Consider the following 15,293-nt stretch of genomic DNA (forward strand, 5'->3'; position numbering starts at 1 on the left):
TTCGTCGCTTGCGCTCCTCGCAATAACGGCGGAGGGATCTGTGCTACCCCGCCGCCACAAACCGCTGACTGTCGCCCGATCCCGCCGGCGTAATCGGTATCCCGCCGTCGGCATATTCGTTCAGCTTGTTGCGCAGCGTGCGGATCGAGATGCCGAGGATGTTGGCGGCATGGGTGCGATTGCCGAGGCAGTGCTTCAGCGTCTCCAGGATCAGGTCGCGCTCCACGTCCGCGACGGTGCGGCCGACGAGAGCACGGGTCACCTGTTCGGCGGCAAAGGTGGCGTGGGCCACGGCAGGCGCGGTCTTGGCGAGGTCGAGGCGGTCGCCGTCGGGGGTCAGGATGGCCTCAGGCCCAATCTCGTCCCCTTGCGCCATCAGCACCGAACGGTGGATGGTGTTTTCCAGCTCGCGGACGTTGCCCTGCCAGCGGTTTGATGTCAGCACCCGCCGCGCATCGGCGGAAATGGGGCGCAGCGGCACGCCGTTGGCGTCGGCGTATTTCTTGGCAAAGTGCTGCGCCAGCTCGAGGATGTCGGCCGGACGGTCGCGCAGCGGCGGGATCTTCAGGTTGACGACGTTGAGGCGGAACAGCAGATCCTCGCGGAAGGAGCCTTCGCGCACGGCGTCTGCGAGGTTGCGGTTCGAGGTCGCGATGATGCGGATGTCGACCGGCACCGGCTTGGTGCCACCGACGCGGTCGATCACGCGTTCCTGGATCGCGCGCAACAGTTTGGATTGCAGCCGTACGTCCATTTCCGAGATTTCGTCGAGCAGCAGCGTGCCGCCGGTGGCTTCCTCGAACTTGCCGATACGGCGGGCGACCGCGCCGGTGAAGGCGCCCTTCTCGTGGCCGAACAGTTCGGATTCCAGCAGGTGTTCGGGAATCGCCGCGCAATTGATCGAGATGAACGGCCGCTTGGCGCGGGTCGAGCGGGTGTGGACATAACGCGCCAGCACTTCCTTGCCGGTTCCGGATTCGCCAGTGATCATCACGGAGGCGTCGGAGCCCGCGATCTGCTGCGCCAGCTTGATCACCTTGCCCATGGCTTCATCGCGATAAACCAGATCACGTGAGTCATTGGCGACGGCAGCGAGCACCGCGGCGATCAGTTCCGGATCCGGCGGCAGCGGGATGTATTCCTTGGCGCCGGCGTGGATCGCGGCGACCGCGGCGCGGGCATCATTGGAGATGCCGCAGGCCACGATCGGCACGTGAATATGTTCGGCTTCCAGCCGCATCACCAGGTCGCGGATGTCGAGGGCGACGTCGACCAGCAGCAGGTCGGCACCCTTGCCGCCGCGCAGCACGGCCATCGCCTGTTCGGTCGCCTCGGCATGGGTCACCGAGGCCCCGTTTTCCATCGCGATCTTGGTGGCGGTCGTGAGCTGGCCCTTCAATGTGCCAACGATGAGAAGCCGCATGTCTGTCTCCTGTCCGTCTGTTCGCGCCTCACGCGCGCGTATCGCCAAAATTGTTAGTTGCGTTCCGCCTTGATGATTTCCGTCATGGTCACGCCGAGCTTGTCTTCGACCAGCACGACTTCGCCACGCGCCACCAGGCGGTTGTTGACGTAGATGTCGATGGCTTCGCCGACGCGGCGGTCGAGTTCGAGCACGGTGCCGGGTCCGAGCTTCAGCAGCTCGCCGACGTCCATCTTGGAGCGGCCGAGCACGGCCGAGACCTGCACGGGCACGTCGAATACGGCCTCGAGGTCGGCTGCGATGCGCGAGGCCTGTTCGTCCTCGTTGTAGGCGAGGTCGTCGACCGGCGGCGCATCCGCGGCGTTGAGATCGGGTAGCGGTACCTGTGCGTCGGTGTCACTCATGGTTCAGTCCTCATGGCCTTCACATTGCGGCCTGATCGCGGGACGCCAGATAGCGCCCGACGAGTTCGCTGATCTTCGCTTCGATGGCCGCGCGCTCCAGCACGACGCCGCCGTCGGCCCATTCGATCCGGCAGTCGCCGGTGGCGATGCCGGGCTCGGCCAGGATGACGAGCCGGCCCTCGAAGCCGCTTTGGGCCGCCTGGCGTTCGATCTTCTCACGGGCGGCCTCGTAGAGCTGCTCGTTGATGCGGACGACGAGATGTGGGGTGGCGACCAGATGCGAGAAACAGTCGCTGACCAGCGCCATGATCTCGCCGAGCGGCTCGCGGCCGATCAGCTCGCTACACAGCTTGCGTGCCACAGCGACCGCGACATCGACGGCCTCGGTTTCCATCCTGGCCTCGATGCCGGAGAAACGCGTGGCGATGCCCTTGATGGCGATGCCGATCTCTTCCAGCGCCAGCGCTGAGCGGCGGTCGCTCTCGACCTTGGCCTCGTGCTGGGCCGCCTCGTAGCCGGCGCGGTAGGCACGTGCCTCGGCCTCCGCGACCTTCTGCGCGATCTCGGCGGCCGTGGCGGCACGCTCGCGCGTCCTGTCGGGCGCTGCGAAGTCGGTGTCGAACAGGAATTTTGCGGGCGCGGCCATCAGTACACCAATTCGTCGTCGGCGCGGTTCTTGGTCAGGGTGATTTCACCCCTGGCGGCCATGTCCTTGGCGAGGTTGACGAGCAGTGCCTGCGCCTCGTCAACGTCGCGCAGCCGCACCGGTCCCATCGCGGCCATGTCGTCCAGCAGCATCTTGCCGGCGCGCGAGGACATGTTGCCGAGGAAGAAGGCGCGCACCTCTTCATTGGCGCTCTTGAGCGCGATGCCGAGCTTGTCCTTGTCGACGTTGCGCATCAGCGTCTGGGCCGAGGCGGAATCGAGCTTGATCAGGTCATCGAAGGTGAACATCAGCGCCTTGATGCGCTCGGCGGATTCGCGGTTTTCCTCTTCCAGCGAGGTGATGAAGCGAGTCTCGGTCTGGCGGTCGAAATTGTTGAAGATTTCGGCCATCACCTCGTGGGCGTCGCGGCGGCGGGTCTGCGACAGGTTGGACATGAATTCGGTGCGCAGCGTCTGCTCGACGCGCTCGATGACTTCTTTCTGGACGGCTTCCATCTTCAGCATGCGGCCGACCACATCGAGCGCGAGGTCCTCGGGCAGGATCGCCAGCACGCGCGCGGCGTGCTCGGGCTTCAGCTTCGACAGCACCACCGCGATGGTCTGCGGGTATTCGTTCTTGAGGTAGTTGGCGAGCACCTCTTCCTGCACGTTGGAAAGCTTCTCCCACATGTTGCGGCCGGCGGGGCCGCGAATTTCATCCATGATGCCGCTGACGCGCTCGGAGGGCAGATATTGCTGCAACAGCCGTTCAGTGGCGTCGAAGGTGCCCATCAGGGCGCCGGAGGCCGACATCCGCGAGACGAATTCGAGCAGCAGGTCTTCCACGACATCGGCCTCGACGGTGCCGAGCGTCGACATGTGGATCGACAGTTCGCGCACCTCGTCGTCGTCCAGCAGCGACCACACCTTGCCGCCATATTGCTCGCCCAGCGCCAGCATCAGGATGGCGGCGCGCTTCGGGCCGCTCAACGGCTTGCCCTTGGGCCGGTTGCTCTGACGGCTCGCCAGCGCCGAGATGACGGTGGTGATATCGTTGGCGTTTGAGGTTTGCGGTACGGCGGCCATGTCAGCTCTCGGCGGGTTCGCTCAACCATTGGCGAACAATGGAGGCGGTCTCGTTCGGATTACGTTCGGCCAGTTCGCCAACCCTGTGCACGGCCTGGGCGTGGACCTGGCCCTGGACCTGCGCGACGTCGATCAACTGGGCGGTGCCGCTGGTGCCGGCAATCAAGGCCTGATTGGGCCCGAGTTCTCCGTTTGGACCGCTGCCCTCGATCAATGCGGGCGTCGGTTCGGTCAGTGCGGGAACGACTTCGGCAGCCAGGATGCGCTTGACCAGCGGACGGATCACCAGGAACAGCACCACGAGGCCGAGCAGCATCATGACACCGAGCTCGATGACGTACATGACGTCGTCCTTGGTGAACTGCAGCATGCCGAGAAGCCCGCCCGGCTCGACGACCGCTGGCACGGAGGGCGCTTCGGCAAAGCGGAGATTGACGACCTCGACCTGATCGCCCCGCTTCTGGTCGAAGCCGATCGCCGAGCGCACCAGCGTGGCGATGCGGTCGAGCTGCTCCTTGCTGCGGTCCTGATAGACCATTTCGCCTTTTTCGTTCTTGGTGTAGGCGCCATCGACCAGCACCGCGACCGAGATCCGGTTGACCCGTCCGGCCTCGGTGACCTCGGTCTTGGTGGTGCGGGAAATCTCGTAGTTGTTGGTCTCCTCGCTCTTCTTGCTCTGGTCGCGGGCCGCCGGCGTGGTGTTGGTTTGATTGCCGGGCAGTTCGTTGTTGACCGTTACCTGGCCATTGTTCTCGGCAGTGAGGGAAGATTCCTCGCGGGTCTGGGTGGAGCGCAGTACGCGGCCCTCGGGATCGAACTTGTCGGAAGTCTGGGTGACCTTGTTGTAGTCGAAGTCGGCGGTGAGCTGGACGCGGGCGCGGCCCTGGCCCACTACCGAGGAGACGATCGCCTCGACTTCGTTGCGCATGCGCTTCTCGAAGGCGGTGCGGCGCTCGTCGCCGACGGCGATCTCGGGGTCCTTGCTGGCGCCGTCGGCCAGCAACCGGCCGGCTTCGTCGACGATCGACACCCGCTGCGGCTTTAGTCCGTTGACGGCGGAGGCAACGACGTGACGGATGGCGCGGATCTGCTGGGGTTCGAGGCTGCCGCGCACCCGCACCACGATCGAAGCCGACGGCTCCGGCGCCTCGCGGGCGAACAATGGCCGTTCCGGCAGCACCAGATGGACGCGGGCGGCCTGGATGCGGTCGATGGCGCGGATGGTGCGGGCAAGTTCGCCCTCCAGCGCGCGCAGATGGTTGATGTTCTGGACGAAGCTCGTGGTGCCCAGCGCGTCGGACTTGTCGAAAATCTCGTAGCCGACACCACCGCCCTTGGGCAGGTTGCTTTCGGCCAGCTTCATCCGCAGCCTGGTGACCTTGTCCTTCGGGACCATGATGACCGCGCCTTCGTTGCGCAGCTCGAAGGGAATGGCCTGGCGTTCAAGATCCTTGATGATGCTGGAGGAATCTTCAAAGGAGAGGTCGGTGAACAGGGTGGTCATTTGCGGCGTCGTGACGCGCATGATGACGAAGGCGAAGAAGCCGATCAGCGCGGTCGTCACCGCAACCATGGCCATCAGCCGCGCTGCGCCCAGGCCTTTCAGGAAAGCAACGAGACTTTGCACCAACCGCCCCCAGGGATTCGGCCCGAGGGACCGACTGGGCAATTATTGCCTAGGGGATGGTTTCCATATGGTTAACAACCCTTAAAGCCGCCGCGAATAGTTCCAGCATGAAAAAAACCGGCTTCGCAAAACGAAGCCGGTTTTCATCAAATCTTTCGATCCGGGAGAGTTTACTGGCGATATTGCTGGATCCGGGTGGTCCGCAAGCCTGCCAGGCCATGCTGGTCGATGGAAAACTGCCACGACAGGAATTCGTCGACGGTCAGCGTATAGCGGCTGCAGGCTTCCTCAAGGGAGAGCAGGCCACCACGGACCGCAGCGACAACTTCGGCTTTGCGGCGGATCACCCACCGTTTGGTGCCTGGCGCGGGCAGGTCAGCAATTGTTAACGGACTGCCGTCAGGCCCGATGACGTATTTCACCCTCGGGCGATGGGGTTCTGTCATGGCGTACTCACAAACTCTCAACCACTGAACTCACCATGGTAACCTACGCCCCTCGGCTTAAAATTTGCCTAAGCCTACGGCTTCAATACGAATCTCCTTGAAAATGACCGAAAATGGCTCCGGCCCGGTTCCCTGTGACGCTTTTGCGTACAATCAGGGATTGCCGGGCCGGGAGCGGTGGATCAACCGAGGCGAGTGGGCTGGGCTTAGCTGGAAGAGGTCGGACGGACCACGCGCTTGATTTTGTCGGTGGTGTAGCTCTGGCCGCCGATCGACAGCAGCGGCGGAGAGGCGCTGAGATCGACCGAGTCGACGATGCCCTGGACCTCGGTGGAGATCGCGACGTTGTTGCCGGAGCTGTCCTTGCCGGTGGCGGTCAAAGTGTAGGTGCCGGCCGGCCACTGCACGCCGTCATTGCCCTTGCCGTCCCATACGAAACTGGAGCCGCCCTTCTTCAGCGTATAGTTGCCGGTATAGGCCGTCTGTCCCGCCGAATTGGTGATCGTGATCGTCGCGCTGGTGTCTTTCTCGGAATTGAAATTCCACGTTGCCGATTTGTCGAACTGCGCCTTGCTGCCGTCGACGGCGACCATGTTGCCGACGTAGACCAGCGCCTGCGTCGCCTGGGCGCTCTTTTCGATTTCCACCAGCGCCTTCAACTGCTCGTTCGATTTGAGCTGTTGCTCGATGCCGGCGAACTGCACGAGCTGCTGGGTGAACTGGTTGGTGTCGAGCGGATCGAGCGGGTTCTGGTGCTGCAACTGCGTGGTCAGCAGCGTCAGGAAGGTCTGGAAATTATCCGCGATTCCCGTCGTCTTCTCCGACGCGGTGTTGTTGCTCGTCGCGGTGCCGGTTCCCGGCGCCGAGACGACCGTTGTCGGCATGGTTGCTGCATCGACTGCCATGGCGATCTCCTTAAACCCTGATATCGACGCCGCCGCTCGAACCGAGCATGCGACCATAGCTGCGGCCGGCGACCACGGCGGGAACGTTGTCTTCTTCGCTCACCACCAGGTGATGGGCGTTGGGATTGGATTGGTTGCCGTCGTTCTGGCCCTGCGAAGACTGGTCGCGCAGGCTGAATTGCAGGCCGCCATTGCCGGTCGAGAGGCCGGCATTGTCGAGTGCGCGCTGCAACTGGTTGGCGTCCTGACGCAGCATCGACAGCGTTTCCGGCCGTTCGACGGTCAGATGCGACGTCACCTGGCCGTGGCGATCGACATCGATGCGGACGTCGATGCGGCCGAGTTCAGCGGGATCGAGCCGGATTTCGAAGCGGGTCTTGCCGCTCTTGGCAGAAGCGGCGATTTCCATCGCAAGCCCGCTCACCGGCACCGCCGCGCTTGTCGCTGCCGTGGCGGTAAGTTGGGTAGCGGCAGCCGCCGTCGTGGTGGAAGCGGCCGGTTGCTGCGTCTGGATCGTGCCGGCGGCCTGCAGGCCGTTGCCGGACGTATTGACCGGCGTCTGGCCGACGACATCTGGGGCGGCAAAATGCGCGCTGGCGTTGGCGGCCGATGGCACGATGGGGTTGCCCGAGGCGTCAGCCTTCGCGGTGTCGGCGCTGCCATTCTCGGTCTTCAACTTGCCTGCGGCTTCGGTCGGTGGCGTGACGGCGGGCACGATGGTATCAGCGGCAGGCGCTGCGGGTGCGATCGCGTCGGTGGGTTTGACCTGCTCGACGACCGTCGTGGCGCCTTTTCGGGCGAGATCGGGGCTCTTGAGCGGCACGGCCGATTTGGTGGCGGCGGGTGTCGCTGCAACTACCGAAGCGGCCTGAGCGATGTCGGTTGTGACGGACGGGTCGGCGGATGTGGCCTGCGCGCTGACGGCCTGGCCGATGCCCTGTGCGTTGGTCTTGGTACCGTCCCCTTGCGCAGCGTTCGCGGTCGTGGTGGCGGTCGCTTCGGCGCTTTCACCGGCGGGACTGGCTGGTGCGGTCTCGGCGGCGAGCGAAGCGGAGGCTGCAATCGCAGCCGCCGCGATGGCAAGCGGCGCGGTTGCCTTATCGGTCGCGGGTGCGGCGGAGGCCGTCGTCGCCGGCGGCGTCGCGGCAGCAGGGATGGCGGCGGCAATCGCGTCGGCCGTTACCACGGCCGTTCCATCGTGCGCCAGTTCGGTCTGATCGGCCGCTGGTGAGGCGTCCGCGGAAGACGCCTGCGTCGCTTCGTCGGACGACGCCTTCTCGGACTTCGGTGCGTCGGACTTTGATTTGGCGCGACCGGTCTTTGCGGACTTGGTCTCGGCATCGGCGTTGGTGTCGGCGTCAACCTTGCCGGCGTCGCGTGTCTTGTCGTCCCGTGTCTTGTCGTCGCGCATCTTGGCCGCGGCGTCGCGATTGTTCGAATCGTTGCGCGCGGCCTTGTCGGCCTTGTCGGATGCGGCGGCGCTGTCGCGCGAACGGTTGTCGGAAGCTGATTGCGCGTCGTCGGAGCGACGCGGGGAGGGCGCTGCGTCCTGCGCGCGGTCGTTGTGGCTCGCGGCCGTGTTGCTGTCGACCAGCGCCGCGAAGCTGTCGTTTCCGCCGGGCGGATCGGAATCCGGCCGCGCGGACCTCGCCGCCGCGCTCTGGAAAGATGCGTTTGCCGATACTTCTGACGTGACACTAACCACGGTAACCCTCGCGCTGAGCTCTCGGCTACCATTCAGCAAGGACCGGGCCAGCCGCTGCGGTAAAAAATATCGTGTAATTTCAAATAGTTAAAAGGATGGCGTCGGGATTTCGGAGCGTGACCACGGCCGCCTTTTCTGCCCGGCGGCAAGATTTGCCGTCCTTGACAAGCTCCAGAATGGCGATCGGCTGATTGCTTCACGGGAATACGGCCTATATTAAAGAGCTAAGTCCGATCCGGCCCGGTATGGCCGAATTGCGCCTTAAGGCCTTATGCATAAAGGCTTTTTAAACCCTGGCCGCGAACCGCCATGGCGCGTTCGCGATTGAAGTCGATGACCCCTGGCATGCGAAACAGTTTGGATCTCGAAGGCCGTCCGCAGGACACACGGATCGTGGTCGCCATGTCCGGCGGCGTCGATTCCTCGGTGACGGCTGCCTTGCTGAAGTCCGAAGGCTATGACGTGGTCGGGATCACGCTGCAGCTTTACGACCACGGCGCTGCCACCCATCGCAAGGGGGCCTGCTGCGCGGGACGGGACATCCACGACGCCCGCAACGTGGCGGAGCGGATCGGCATCCCGCATTACGTGCTCGACTATGAGAGCCGCTTCCGCGAATCCGTGATCGACAATTTCGCCGACAGCTACGCGCTCGGCGAAACGCCGGTGCCCTGCATCGAGTGCAACCGCTCGATCAAGTTTCGCGATCTCTTGGCGACCGCGCGTGAACTCGGCGCACAGGCGCTCGCGACCGGACACTATGTCGCCTCGCGCCGCCTTGCCGACGGATCGCGCGCGATGGTCTGCGCCGCGGATTCCGATCGCGACCAGAGCTATTTCCTGTTCGCGACCACGCGCGAGCAACTCGATTATCTGCGCTTTCCGCTCGGCGACATGACCAAGCCGCAGACGCGCGAACTGGCGCGGCGCTTCGGCCTCGAAGTCGCCGAAAAGCAGGACAGCCAGGACATCTGCTTCGTGCCGACCGGGCGCTACACCGACATCATCGGCCGCCTCAAGCCCGGCGCGATCGAGCCCGGCGACATCGTCGATCTCGAGGGCCGTACAATCGGCCGCCATCAAGGGATCGTTCATTTCACCGTCGGCCAGCGCAAGGGACTGGGCATTGCAGCCGGCGCGCCGCTCTATGTCGTCAAGCTCGATGCCACCAGCCGCCGCGTCGTGGTGGGACCGCGCGAGGCGTTGCGGATGGACCGCATCCTGCTGCGCGACGTCAACTGGATCGGCGACGGGCTGCTCGACCAGGTCATTGGCGACGGCATCGAGATGTTCGTGCGCGTGCGATCGACGCGCGCGCCGCAGCCGGCCTGGCTGCGCGCGGTCGATGGCGGCTATGAGGTCGAACTCGTTGCCGGCGAGGAGGGCGTATCGCCCGGCCAGGCCTGCGTGTTCTACGATGCGCCTGCAGGACAGGCGCGCGTGCTCGGCGGCGGATTCATCAAGAGCGCGACCGCACGCCATCCGGTGACGAGGGGAGGGGTGCAGGAAAAGGCCGCGCCGCTCGCCGAGGTGATGCGCACTTAAGAAAAAATCGGGGCAGAGGGAATGGCTGGGGACATCGACCGCGAGGGGGTCGAAAAGGCTTATGGGCGCTGGGCGCCGGTCTACGATCTGGTTTTCGGCAAGGTGTTCGACGAGGGCCGCCGATCGACTATTGCGGAGGCCGACAAAATCGGCGGACGTGTTCTCGACGTCGGCGTCGGTACCGGGCTGTCGCTGTCTGAATATTCGCGCAACACGAAATTGTGCGGCGTCGACATTTCCGAGCCGATGCTGCGGCGGGCGCTCAAGCGCGTGCGCGAGTTCGGCCTGACCAATGTTGAAGCGCTTGCGGTGATGGACGCCAAGAACCTGGCGTTTCCGGATTCGTTCTTCGATGCGGTGGTGGCGCAATATGTCATCACGGCGGTGCCGGATCCGGAACGCACGCTGGATGATTTCATCCGCGTGCTGAAACCCGGCGGCGAACTCATTCTGGTCAATCACATCGGCGCCGAAACCGGTCCGCGCCGCGCGTTCGAACTGGCGTTCGCGCCCCTGGCGCGGCGGCTGGGCTGGCGGCCGGAATTTCCGTGGGAACGCCTGACCAACTGGGCCGCCAAACATGGCGGCGTCACCCTGACCGAGCGGCGGCCGATGCCGCCGATGGGGCATTTTTCGCTGATCCGTTTTCGGAAATCGTGAAGCGCATAGCGTTTTCGCTCAAGAAAACGCGTCAAACAAAAAAGCGGCGCACTAACCGCGGAACCTCAGCGCGCGCGGACCGTTTTCCCGGCATGGCAATGCACCGGGCACTTCTTCTTTCATGTGTGTTGATGGCGGCTACGAGTATGGCGGGCGCTCAGGCCCCGCCCAGCCCGGCGACGCCGCCCGCCCAGACCGCACCGCCATCGCCCGACCGCGCCGCGGCCGCCAATTGCGCGCCGATGCAGCCGGCGCCGAATTCCGGCGCGACGGTTCCGGAAGGGAAGGGGCGGGAAGGAACGACCACCGGTCAGCGGGCCGAGCCACTCGGCGACAAGCTGGCCCGGTCGGAGGGTGTATTGTGTCCGCCGCCGGGCGTTGATCCCGAAATTCATGCGCCCACGCCGGAAGATGGCAAGACGCCAGTGATTCCGCCGCCTGGCAGTCCCGGCGGCGACCCGTCAATCCGACCGAAATAGCGCAATTTTGCAGATGCTTGCCCGGACGGCTCGCTTTGCTTGACAGGTCGTCGACCCGCTCCTTATATGCCGCGCGTTCGCGACCGCGGCATTGCCTGCCGCCACCGCGATGCCGTGGCGGGGTAGCTCAGCTGGTTAGAGCACGGGAATCATAATCCTGGGGTCGGGGGTTCGAGTCCCTCCCCCGCTACCACATTCCCGGTAAATCCCTGAAATCTTTCGTCTTGACCGATCGCTGTTACGCAACGAGGGATGTATCAATGATACTGTTGCGTGAACCTCTCGGCAACGGCCGTAAAGGCCGATCGGAGTAACAAACTTAACGTTACACTGCGAAGGCGCCGCCGTTCGACTGCATGACGCTCTTCAACTCGGTTGCGCCGTTGTTCGCCTTCGGCGGCCGGCCGCGTGCGGGCTGCTGGTTGCGCGCCTTGTCAGCGGAGGCATGCAGCTTCGCAACAAAGCCGGGTTGTGCGGCGAGTTCGCTGATACAGTCGATCAGTGCGCTCACATCGAACCGGTCACGCAGGAAGCTCCATTGCGCACTCACGACGGCCTGTCCGACATCGCGCGACAGTGCGTTCTGCGCTGCCTCGAGGGCGCGTTTGGCGGCCTCCACCGACGCTCCATAGCCCTGGATAGTGGGCATCTTGTTCTCCTTTCGCTAGTGAAAAGCGGGCTCGTCGGCCCGCCTCCTTAGATGTCGCCGCTTCTCCGGAAACCGTCAAGCACATGCCTCGAGTTGCGCCTTGCAGGTGCGGCATCCATCGTTGGTCGACGCATCGACCAACGTGGGGAACAGACATGTTTGTGGAGCCAGCCAGGAGTGATCAGACGATTGCTCGATACCAGATCGAAGCTACCAAATTCATCGGGCAGTACTGTCGCGAGCATCCGGCGGAGGCGTGCCACGCGCCCCATGAGAGCCGCGTCGTCATAGCCGTCCTCTGGTTTCTGAGCTGCGACGGCAGATGGTCCGAGAGCTATATCCGCCTCGTCGCCGCAGCTCTAGGCCAGCTGGTGGAGCTCTTCGTGATGATGGAGTTGATCCGCGACAATCCGGAATCGGAGAAATCGCTGCTCTGGCGTCTGAAGTACGACCGGCCGAAGCCCGCCGAAAAGATCAAGAGATCCCAAAAAAGCCGGCAGGTTGCCCGGCAAAAGCAGGTGGCGGCCAAGAGAAAGAAGCGAGCGAAGCTCCGCAAATCGATCCCGATGCGGGAGCTCCGCTCACTCATCCGCTATTTTCGTTCGAAAAGGGATGAATTTTCGCACTGGATCGTCGGATATATCATCCTTGCCTCGCGCGTCGGATGGCGCCCCGGGGAAATTCTTGTTCTGGAGCGCGAAGGCAATATTCTTCGCGCCGACGCCGAAAAGCGCAGCAACCAGCGCGGGCTGGCCGACAACTGCGAAATTGATATCAGCATCTATTTTGAGAAGTCCGGGCTCATCAAAAAGGCGTCCTTGGCTTCTGAACTCGATAAATGGATTGCCAACACTCGTAAATGGCACGACTACGGACGGTCGAAGCTGCAGGATAACGTCAACAGCCGCTTGGCAACGGCGTGCAAGAAGCTGAAAATTAAGCGCGTCTGCACCTACACTTTTCGCCACTTCGCGATCTCGTGCCTGAAGGCGAGCGGATTTTCCCGCGCGGAGATCGCCGTAATCGTGAATCACGCGACGGATCGCACTGCGACCGAGCATTACGGCAAACGACGCCACGGATTTAAGCGGGCAAAGAAGATGTTGAGTTTTAACAAGGCGCGTCTGCCTCTGGTGCGCGCCAAGGCTCGTCACTATTGTGAAAGGGGCATGGCGCTTTCGATGAATCCCTATTGATGCCCCAGGGCTTGCTTTTTGAGATGAGTAGGCGGGAGTGATTGCTAAAAGGTCGAGGGAACGAATAAAGAAACTCGGAGGTTCGATCCCTCCCGCCCCAGCCAGCGCGCCGACCACCGTTGAAAACACTGAAAAATCGGCCTGGCTGGGGAGCTGATGCACAGCTCTGCGACACATCCCTGCTGCACAGGAAGTCGCATTCCGATGGCTGTCCACATCTTTCGCCGCGAGGCGACCTACTATTGGCGTCGGCGCGTGCCCCGCGCGCTTGCCATTTTCCAGGGTCGCCCGCATGTTTTTATGAGCCTGCGAACGACGAGCCCGGTGACGGCGCGACGGCTGGCAATCCAACTCGACGCCATTCTGGAAGACGCCGCGATGCTTGCCGAGAACGCCGACCTGCACCTGTCACGGTCCCAAATCGAGACGATGCTCGGCGCTGTCGTGGAGCGGCATCTGACCAAGCTGGAGCGGGTGGCGCTCGCTGCGAAAAGCGCGCCTGGTTTTGACGTCGACCAGGCGCGGTCGGACGACAAGCGGGCCTTGTGGACCTACACGCTGCTCGACGCCCAGGGCGCCACTGCCGCCGTGCGTCCCGAGGATCGCATCCGCATGGCTGCCGACGGACTCTCGGAAGCCGACATCGAGGCCGTGCAGCGTCATCTGATCGTGCTTCGGAAGAACGACCTGGTGCCGACCAAGGATCGTGTCCTTCGGCAAATGATCGAGGGCGTGGCGGCCGCACCGACTGCGATGAACGTGAGCGTGGCCCAGGGGACCTACTTCCGCGGGATGAAGCTTGCACTCGCCGAAATCGACCGCCGCTATGGAGGGCAGCGTGTCGAGGATGGCGACGTCGTGGATCGCATCCTCCTATCGAGGAGCGATCCACGGCTGCCGGTTTCACCGGTTGTGGTGGATGGCGAGGATCACCGTCGCGATTCACCGGCGGTCGAGCCTGCGCCAGGACCGCAAGCCATTCCGATGGCAGACTTCTTGAAATTTGCGGAAGACGTTATCAAGCTGAACGCCAAGAATGGTCACTGGGATCAAAAGACCCAGCGGCAGGCTAGGAGCGTCTCGAACCTGTTCGTCAAGTTCATGGTTGAGGACCAGGAGATCGACGATCTGAATGCACTGCGCAAGGCACACGCGGGCAAGTTCGCCGATTTCCTCTTACTCGAGATATACAAACACTACGGCAAGTCAGTCAGGGATGAGCATCTGACGATCGCGCAGCTTCGCGAGAAGGGACGTGAATTCGATGAAAAAAGAGAGGAGGGTGGAAAAAGCAAGTGCGGTCTCAGCAGCGGAACCGTCAATCGGCATTTGACCTTTCTTGGTCAGATATTCGTCCATGCAGCGCTCGCGGCTTGGAGAACCTTGACGAGATCGACCTCTCAAAACTTCGCACCAAGAGCGACAAGGATACGCGTGATCGGGACGAAAGGCTCAAGCTGTCCATCGATCGCGCCATGGCGATCTACCGCACGGCTCCGTTTAACAATTGCGCGGGTTGGGACGCGCTTGAAAAGCCGGGCCTGGAAGGCGCTCGACAAATCTTCGACTGCGCGCTCTATTTCGTGCCGATCCTCATCTATTACACGGGCTGCCGCCGCGAGGAACTCTGTGGAGCGATGGTCGATGACGTGATCTTCGACAGCGATGACATTCCCTTTCCCTATCTCCACATTGCCAAGAATGAACGCCGGCGGATCAAGAATGCCCAGTCCCAGCGTAACATTCCGCTGCATCCGGAGGTGATCCGGTTGAACTTTCTGGCCTATGTGAAAGCGATCAAGGCGCTCGGGTACAAACTGCTATTCCCCGATCTTTTTTCGCCATCCAGCCGGTCGCCTCTCGGCGACCGCTTCTACAAGCAGTTCAAGCCGATCCTCATTGCAGCGGGTGTGACGGAAGAGGGGCTAGGGTCCCACGCGGTGCGTCATCTGTTCGGGGCGCAGTTGAAGAAGAAGCTGGTGGCCGTGGAGGATCGCGCCGATCTGCTCGGCCACGGTGGCGACACCGAAACGAGCGAGCGCTATTGCGAGTCGCACGAAATCGCCACGTTGCTGAAATTTGTGATGGAACTGCCCGTGGTCACCGCTGATCTGCAGCCGCAGAAAATTAATCTCATCCCTTGGGTCGCCGAGAAGAGGGTCGCGCCGTTTTCGCAGCCCTCGCGTTCCAAACGGAGGGGATAGAACGTGACTCGTAGAGGGTCAGCGCTTCGTGTTCGTTGGATTTTCCAGGAGCCATTGTATTTTGACTTGCTCTGCCTTTGTTGGCTCGCCGACTCATAAGGTTTTGAGTATTTGCTGATCAGTTCGCATTGCTCCACGACGCAAGTCGGCTATGCGCGATTGGCAGCAGCAACATAACGCTGTCGTGTCTGAGCGTCGGTAGAGAGCGGGATTAATGCGCCGGTTCTTTCAATTGAAACCAAATTCGAGTGGAGTGCATCGCCGTGCACCATCGTCGGCAAGAACGGCCATGCGAGCCTCAAGAGCCTGCGGTTGATGT

The 15,293-nt window shown here is 62.9% G+C and carries 15 protein-coding genes, 1 tRNA gene and 1 pseudogene; 8 read left to right on the forward strand and 9 right to left on the reverse strand.

What is annotated here, in order from left to right; translation table 11 throughout:
• Window positions 1-43: 43 nt before the first annotated feature.
• From flbD to V1290_RS25380, 8 genes are all read right to left on the reverse strand, one after another.
• Window positions 44-1,423 carry a sigma-54-dependent transcriptional regulator FlbD gene (flbD, locus tag V1290_RS25345; RefSeq protein WP_334366894.1) on the reverse strand — a complete coding sequence of 460 codons (1,380 nt, stop codon included), beginning with the start codon at window positions 1,421-1,423 and terminating at the stop codon, window positions 44-46.
• Between the two features lie 53 nt (window positions 1,424-1,476).
• Window positions 1,477-1,827 carry a flagellar motor switch protein FliN gene (gene fliN / locus V1290_RS25350; protein WP_057847186.1) on the reverse strand — a complete coding sequence of 117 codons (351 nt, stop codon included), beginning with the start codon at window positions 1,825-1,827 and terminating at the stop codon, window positions 1,477-1,479.
• Window positions 1,828-1,846: 19 nt separating this feature from the next.
• A complete protein-coding gene (locus V1290_RS25355) occupies window positions 1,847-2,473 on the reverse strand; it encodes a FliH/SctL family protein (protein WP_334366895.1) in 627 nt (208 codons plus the stop codon).
• Entirely contained in the window at window positions 2,473-3,558 is a 1,086-nt protein-coding gene (gene fliG / locus V1290_RS25360; RefSeq protein WP_028349460.1) for a flagellar motor switch protein FliG, read from the reverse strand. Before fliG ends, V1290_RS25355 begins: the two co-directional genes overlap by 1 nt.
• Before the next feature lies 1 nt (window position 3,559).
• Entirely contained in the window at window positions 3,560-5,185 is a 1,626-nt protein-coding gene (gene fliF / locus V1290_RS25365; protein ID WP_334366896.1) for a flagellar basal-body MS-ring/collar protein FliF, read from the reverse strand.
• Window positions 5,186-5,355: 170 nt separating this feature from the next.
• On the reverse strand, window positions 5,356-5,631 hold the full coding sequence (gene sciP / locus V1290_RS25370) for a CtrA inhibitor SciP (RefSeq protein WP_002714638.1): 276 nt from the start codon (window positions 5,629-5,631) through the stop codon (window positions 5,356-5,358).
• 206 nt (window positions 5,632-5,837) lie between these two features.
• Window positions 5,838-6,536, reverse strand: coding sequence for a flagellar hook assembly protein FlgD (locus V1290_RS25375; protein WP_334366897.1), 699 nt, complete (start codon window positions 6,534-6,536; stop codon window positions 5,838-5,840).
• A gap of 10 nt (window positions 6,537-6,546) precedes the next feature.
• Complete coding sequence (locus V1290_RS25380) at window positions 6,547-8,241, reverse strand: flagellar hook-length control protein FliK (RefSeq protein WP_334366898.1); 1,695 nt, start codon at window positions 8,239-8,241, stop codon at window positions 6,547-6,549.
• Window positions 8,242-8,586: 345 nt separating this feature from the next.
• Between V1290_RS25380 and mnmA the strand changes: the two genes are divergently transcribed.
• The 4 genes from mnmA (at window position 8,587) to V1290_RS25400 (ending at window position 11,118) form a co-directional block, all read left to right on the forward strand.
• Window positions 8,587-9,786, forward strand: coding sequence for a tRNA 2-thiouridine(34) synthase MnmA (gene mnmA, locus V1290_RS25385; RefSeq protein WP_334366899.1), 1,200 nt, complete (start codon window positions 8,587-8,589; stop codon window positions 9,784-9,786).
• Window positions 9,787-9,807: 21 nt separating this feature from the next.
• The gene (locus tag V1290_RS25390) at window positions 9,808-10,446 is read left to right on the forward strand and encodes a class I SAM-dependent methyltransferase (protein WP_057847181.1); all 639 of its coding nucleotides are present in this window, start codon (window positions 9,808-9,810) and stop codon (window positions 10,444-10,446) included.
• Between the two features lie 92 nt (window positions 10,447-10,538).
• Window positions 10,539-10,925 carry a hypothetical protein gene (locus tag V1290_RS25395; protein ID WP_334366900.1) on the forward strand — a complete coding sequence of 129 codons (387 nt, stop codon included), beginning with the start codon at window positions 10,539-10,541 and terminating at the stop codon, window positions 10,923-10,925.
• Window positions 10,926-11,041: 116 nt separating this feature from the next.
• Window positions 11,042-11,118, forward strand: a tRNA-Met gene (locus tag V1290_RS25400).
• Between the two features lie 132 nt (window positions 11,119-11,250).
• Here the strand turns inward: V1290_RS25400 and V1290_RS25405 are convergent.
• Entirely contained in the window at window positions 11,251-11,574 is a 324-nt protein-coding gene (locus V1290_RS25405; RefSeq protein WP_334366901.1) for a DNA-binding protein, read from the reverse strand.
• Between the two features lie 155 nt (window positions 11,575-11,729).
• Here V1290_RS25405 and V1290_RS25410 point away from each other — a divergent pair, with 155 nt between their 5' ends.
• The 4 genes and pseudogenes from V1290_RS25410 to V1290_RS25420 all read left to right on the forward strand — a co-directional run bounded on the left by V1290_RS25410 (window position 11,730) and on the right by V1290_RS25420 (window position 14,974).
• Window positions 11,730-12,770, forward strand: a complete 1,041-nt coding sequence (locus V1290_RS25410) for a hypothetical protein (RefSeq protein WP_334366902.1) — start codon at window positions 11,730-11,732, stop codon at window positions 12,768-12,770.
• A 204-nt stretch (window positions 12,771-12,974) separates the two neighbouring features.
• A pseudogene (locus V1290_RS36570) lies at window positions 12,975-13,130 on the forward strand (DUF6538 domain-containing protein); the annotation flags it as partial.
• Window positions 13,131-13,244: 114 nt separating this feature from the next.
• Window positions 13,245-14,423, forward strand: coding sequence for a hypothetical protein (locus tag V1290_RS25415; protein WP_334366903.1), 1,179 nt, complete (start codon window positions 13,245-13,247; stop codon window positions 14,421-14,423).
• Window positions 14,408-14,974 carry a hypothetical protein gene (locus V1290_RS25420; RefSeq protein WP_334366904.1) on the forward strand — a complete coding sequence of 189 codons (567 nt, stop codon included), beginning with the start codon at window positions 14,408-14,410 and terminating at the stop codon, window positions 14,972-14,974. Before V1290_RS25415 ends, V1290_RS25420 begins: the two co-directional genes overlap by 16 nt.
• Window positions 14,975-15,293: the final 319 nt, after the last annotated feature.

Source organism: Bradyrhizobium sp. AZCC 1578 (assembly GCF_036924675.1).
Lineage (GTDB): Bacteria > Pseudomonadota > Alphaproteobacteria > Rhizobiales > Xanthobacteraceae > Bradyrhizobium.

Coding starts and splice junctions, on each gene's coding strand:
- flbD (WP_334366894.1), bottom strand. CDS start 1,423: ATGCGGCTTCTCATCGTTGGCACATTGAAGGGCCAGCTCACGACCGCC.
- fliN (WP_057847186.1), bottom strand. CDS start 1,827: ATGAGTGACACCGACGCACAGGTACCGCTACCCGATCTCAACGCCGCG.
- V1290_RS25355 (WP_334366895.1), bottom strand. CDS start 2,473: ATGGCCGCGCCCGCAAAATTCCTGTTCGACACCGACTTCGCAGCGCCC.
- fliG (WP_028349460.1), bottom strand. CDS start 3,558: ATGGCCGCCGTACCGCAAACCTCAAACGCCAACGATATCACCACCGTC.
- sciP (WP_002714638.1), bottom strand. CDS start 5,631: ATGACAGAACCCCATCGCCCGAGGGTGAAATACGTCATCGGGCCTGAC.
- V1290_RS25375 (WP_334366897.1), bottom strand. CDS start 6,536: ATGGCAGTCGATGCAGCAACCATGCCGACAACGGTCGTCTCGGCGCCG.
- mnmA (WP_334366899.1), top strand. CDS start 8,587: ATGCGAAACAGTTTGGATCTCGAAGGCCGTCCGCAGGACACACGGATC.
- V1290_RS25390 (WP_057847181.1), top strand. CDS start 9,808: ATGGCTGGGGACATCGACCGCGAGGGGGTCGAAAAGGCTTATGGGCGC.
- V1290_RS25395 (WP_334366900.1), top strand. CDS start 10,539: ATGGCAATGCACCGGGCACTTCTTCTTTCATGTGTGTTGATGGCGGCT.
- V1290_RS25405 (WP_334366901.1), bottom strand. CDS start 11,574: ATGCCCACTATCCAGGGCTATGGAGCGTCGGTGGAGGCCGCCAAACGC.
- V1290_RS25410 (WP_334366902.1), top strand. CDS start 11,730: ATGTTTGTGGAGCCAGCCAGGAGTGATCAGACGATTGCTCGATACCAG.
- V1290_RS25420 (WP_334366904.1), top strand. CDS start 14,408: ATGGTCGATGACGTGATCTTCGACAGCGATGACATTCCCTTTCCCTAT.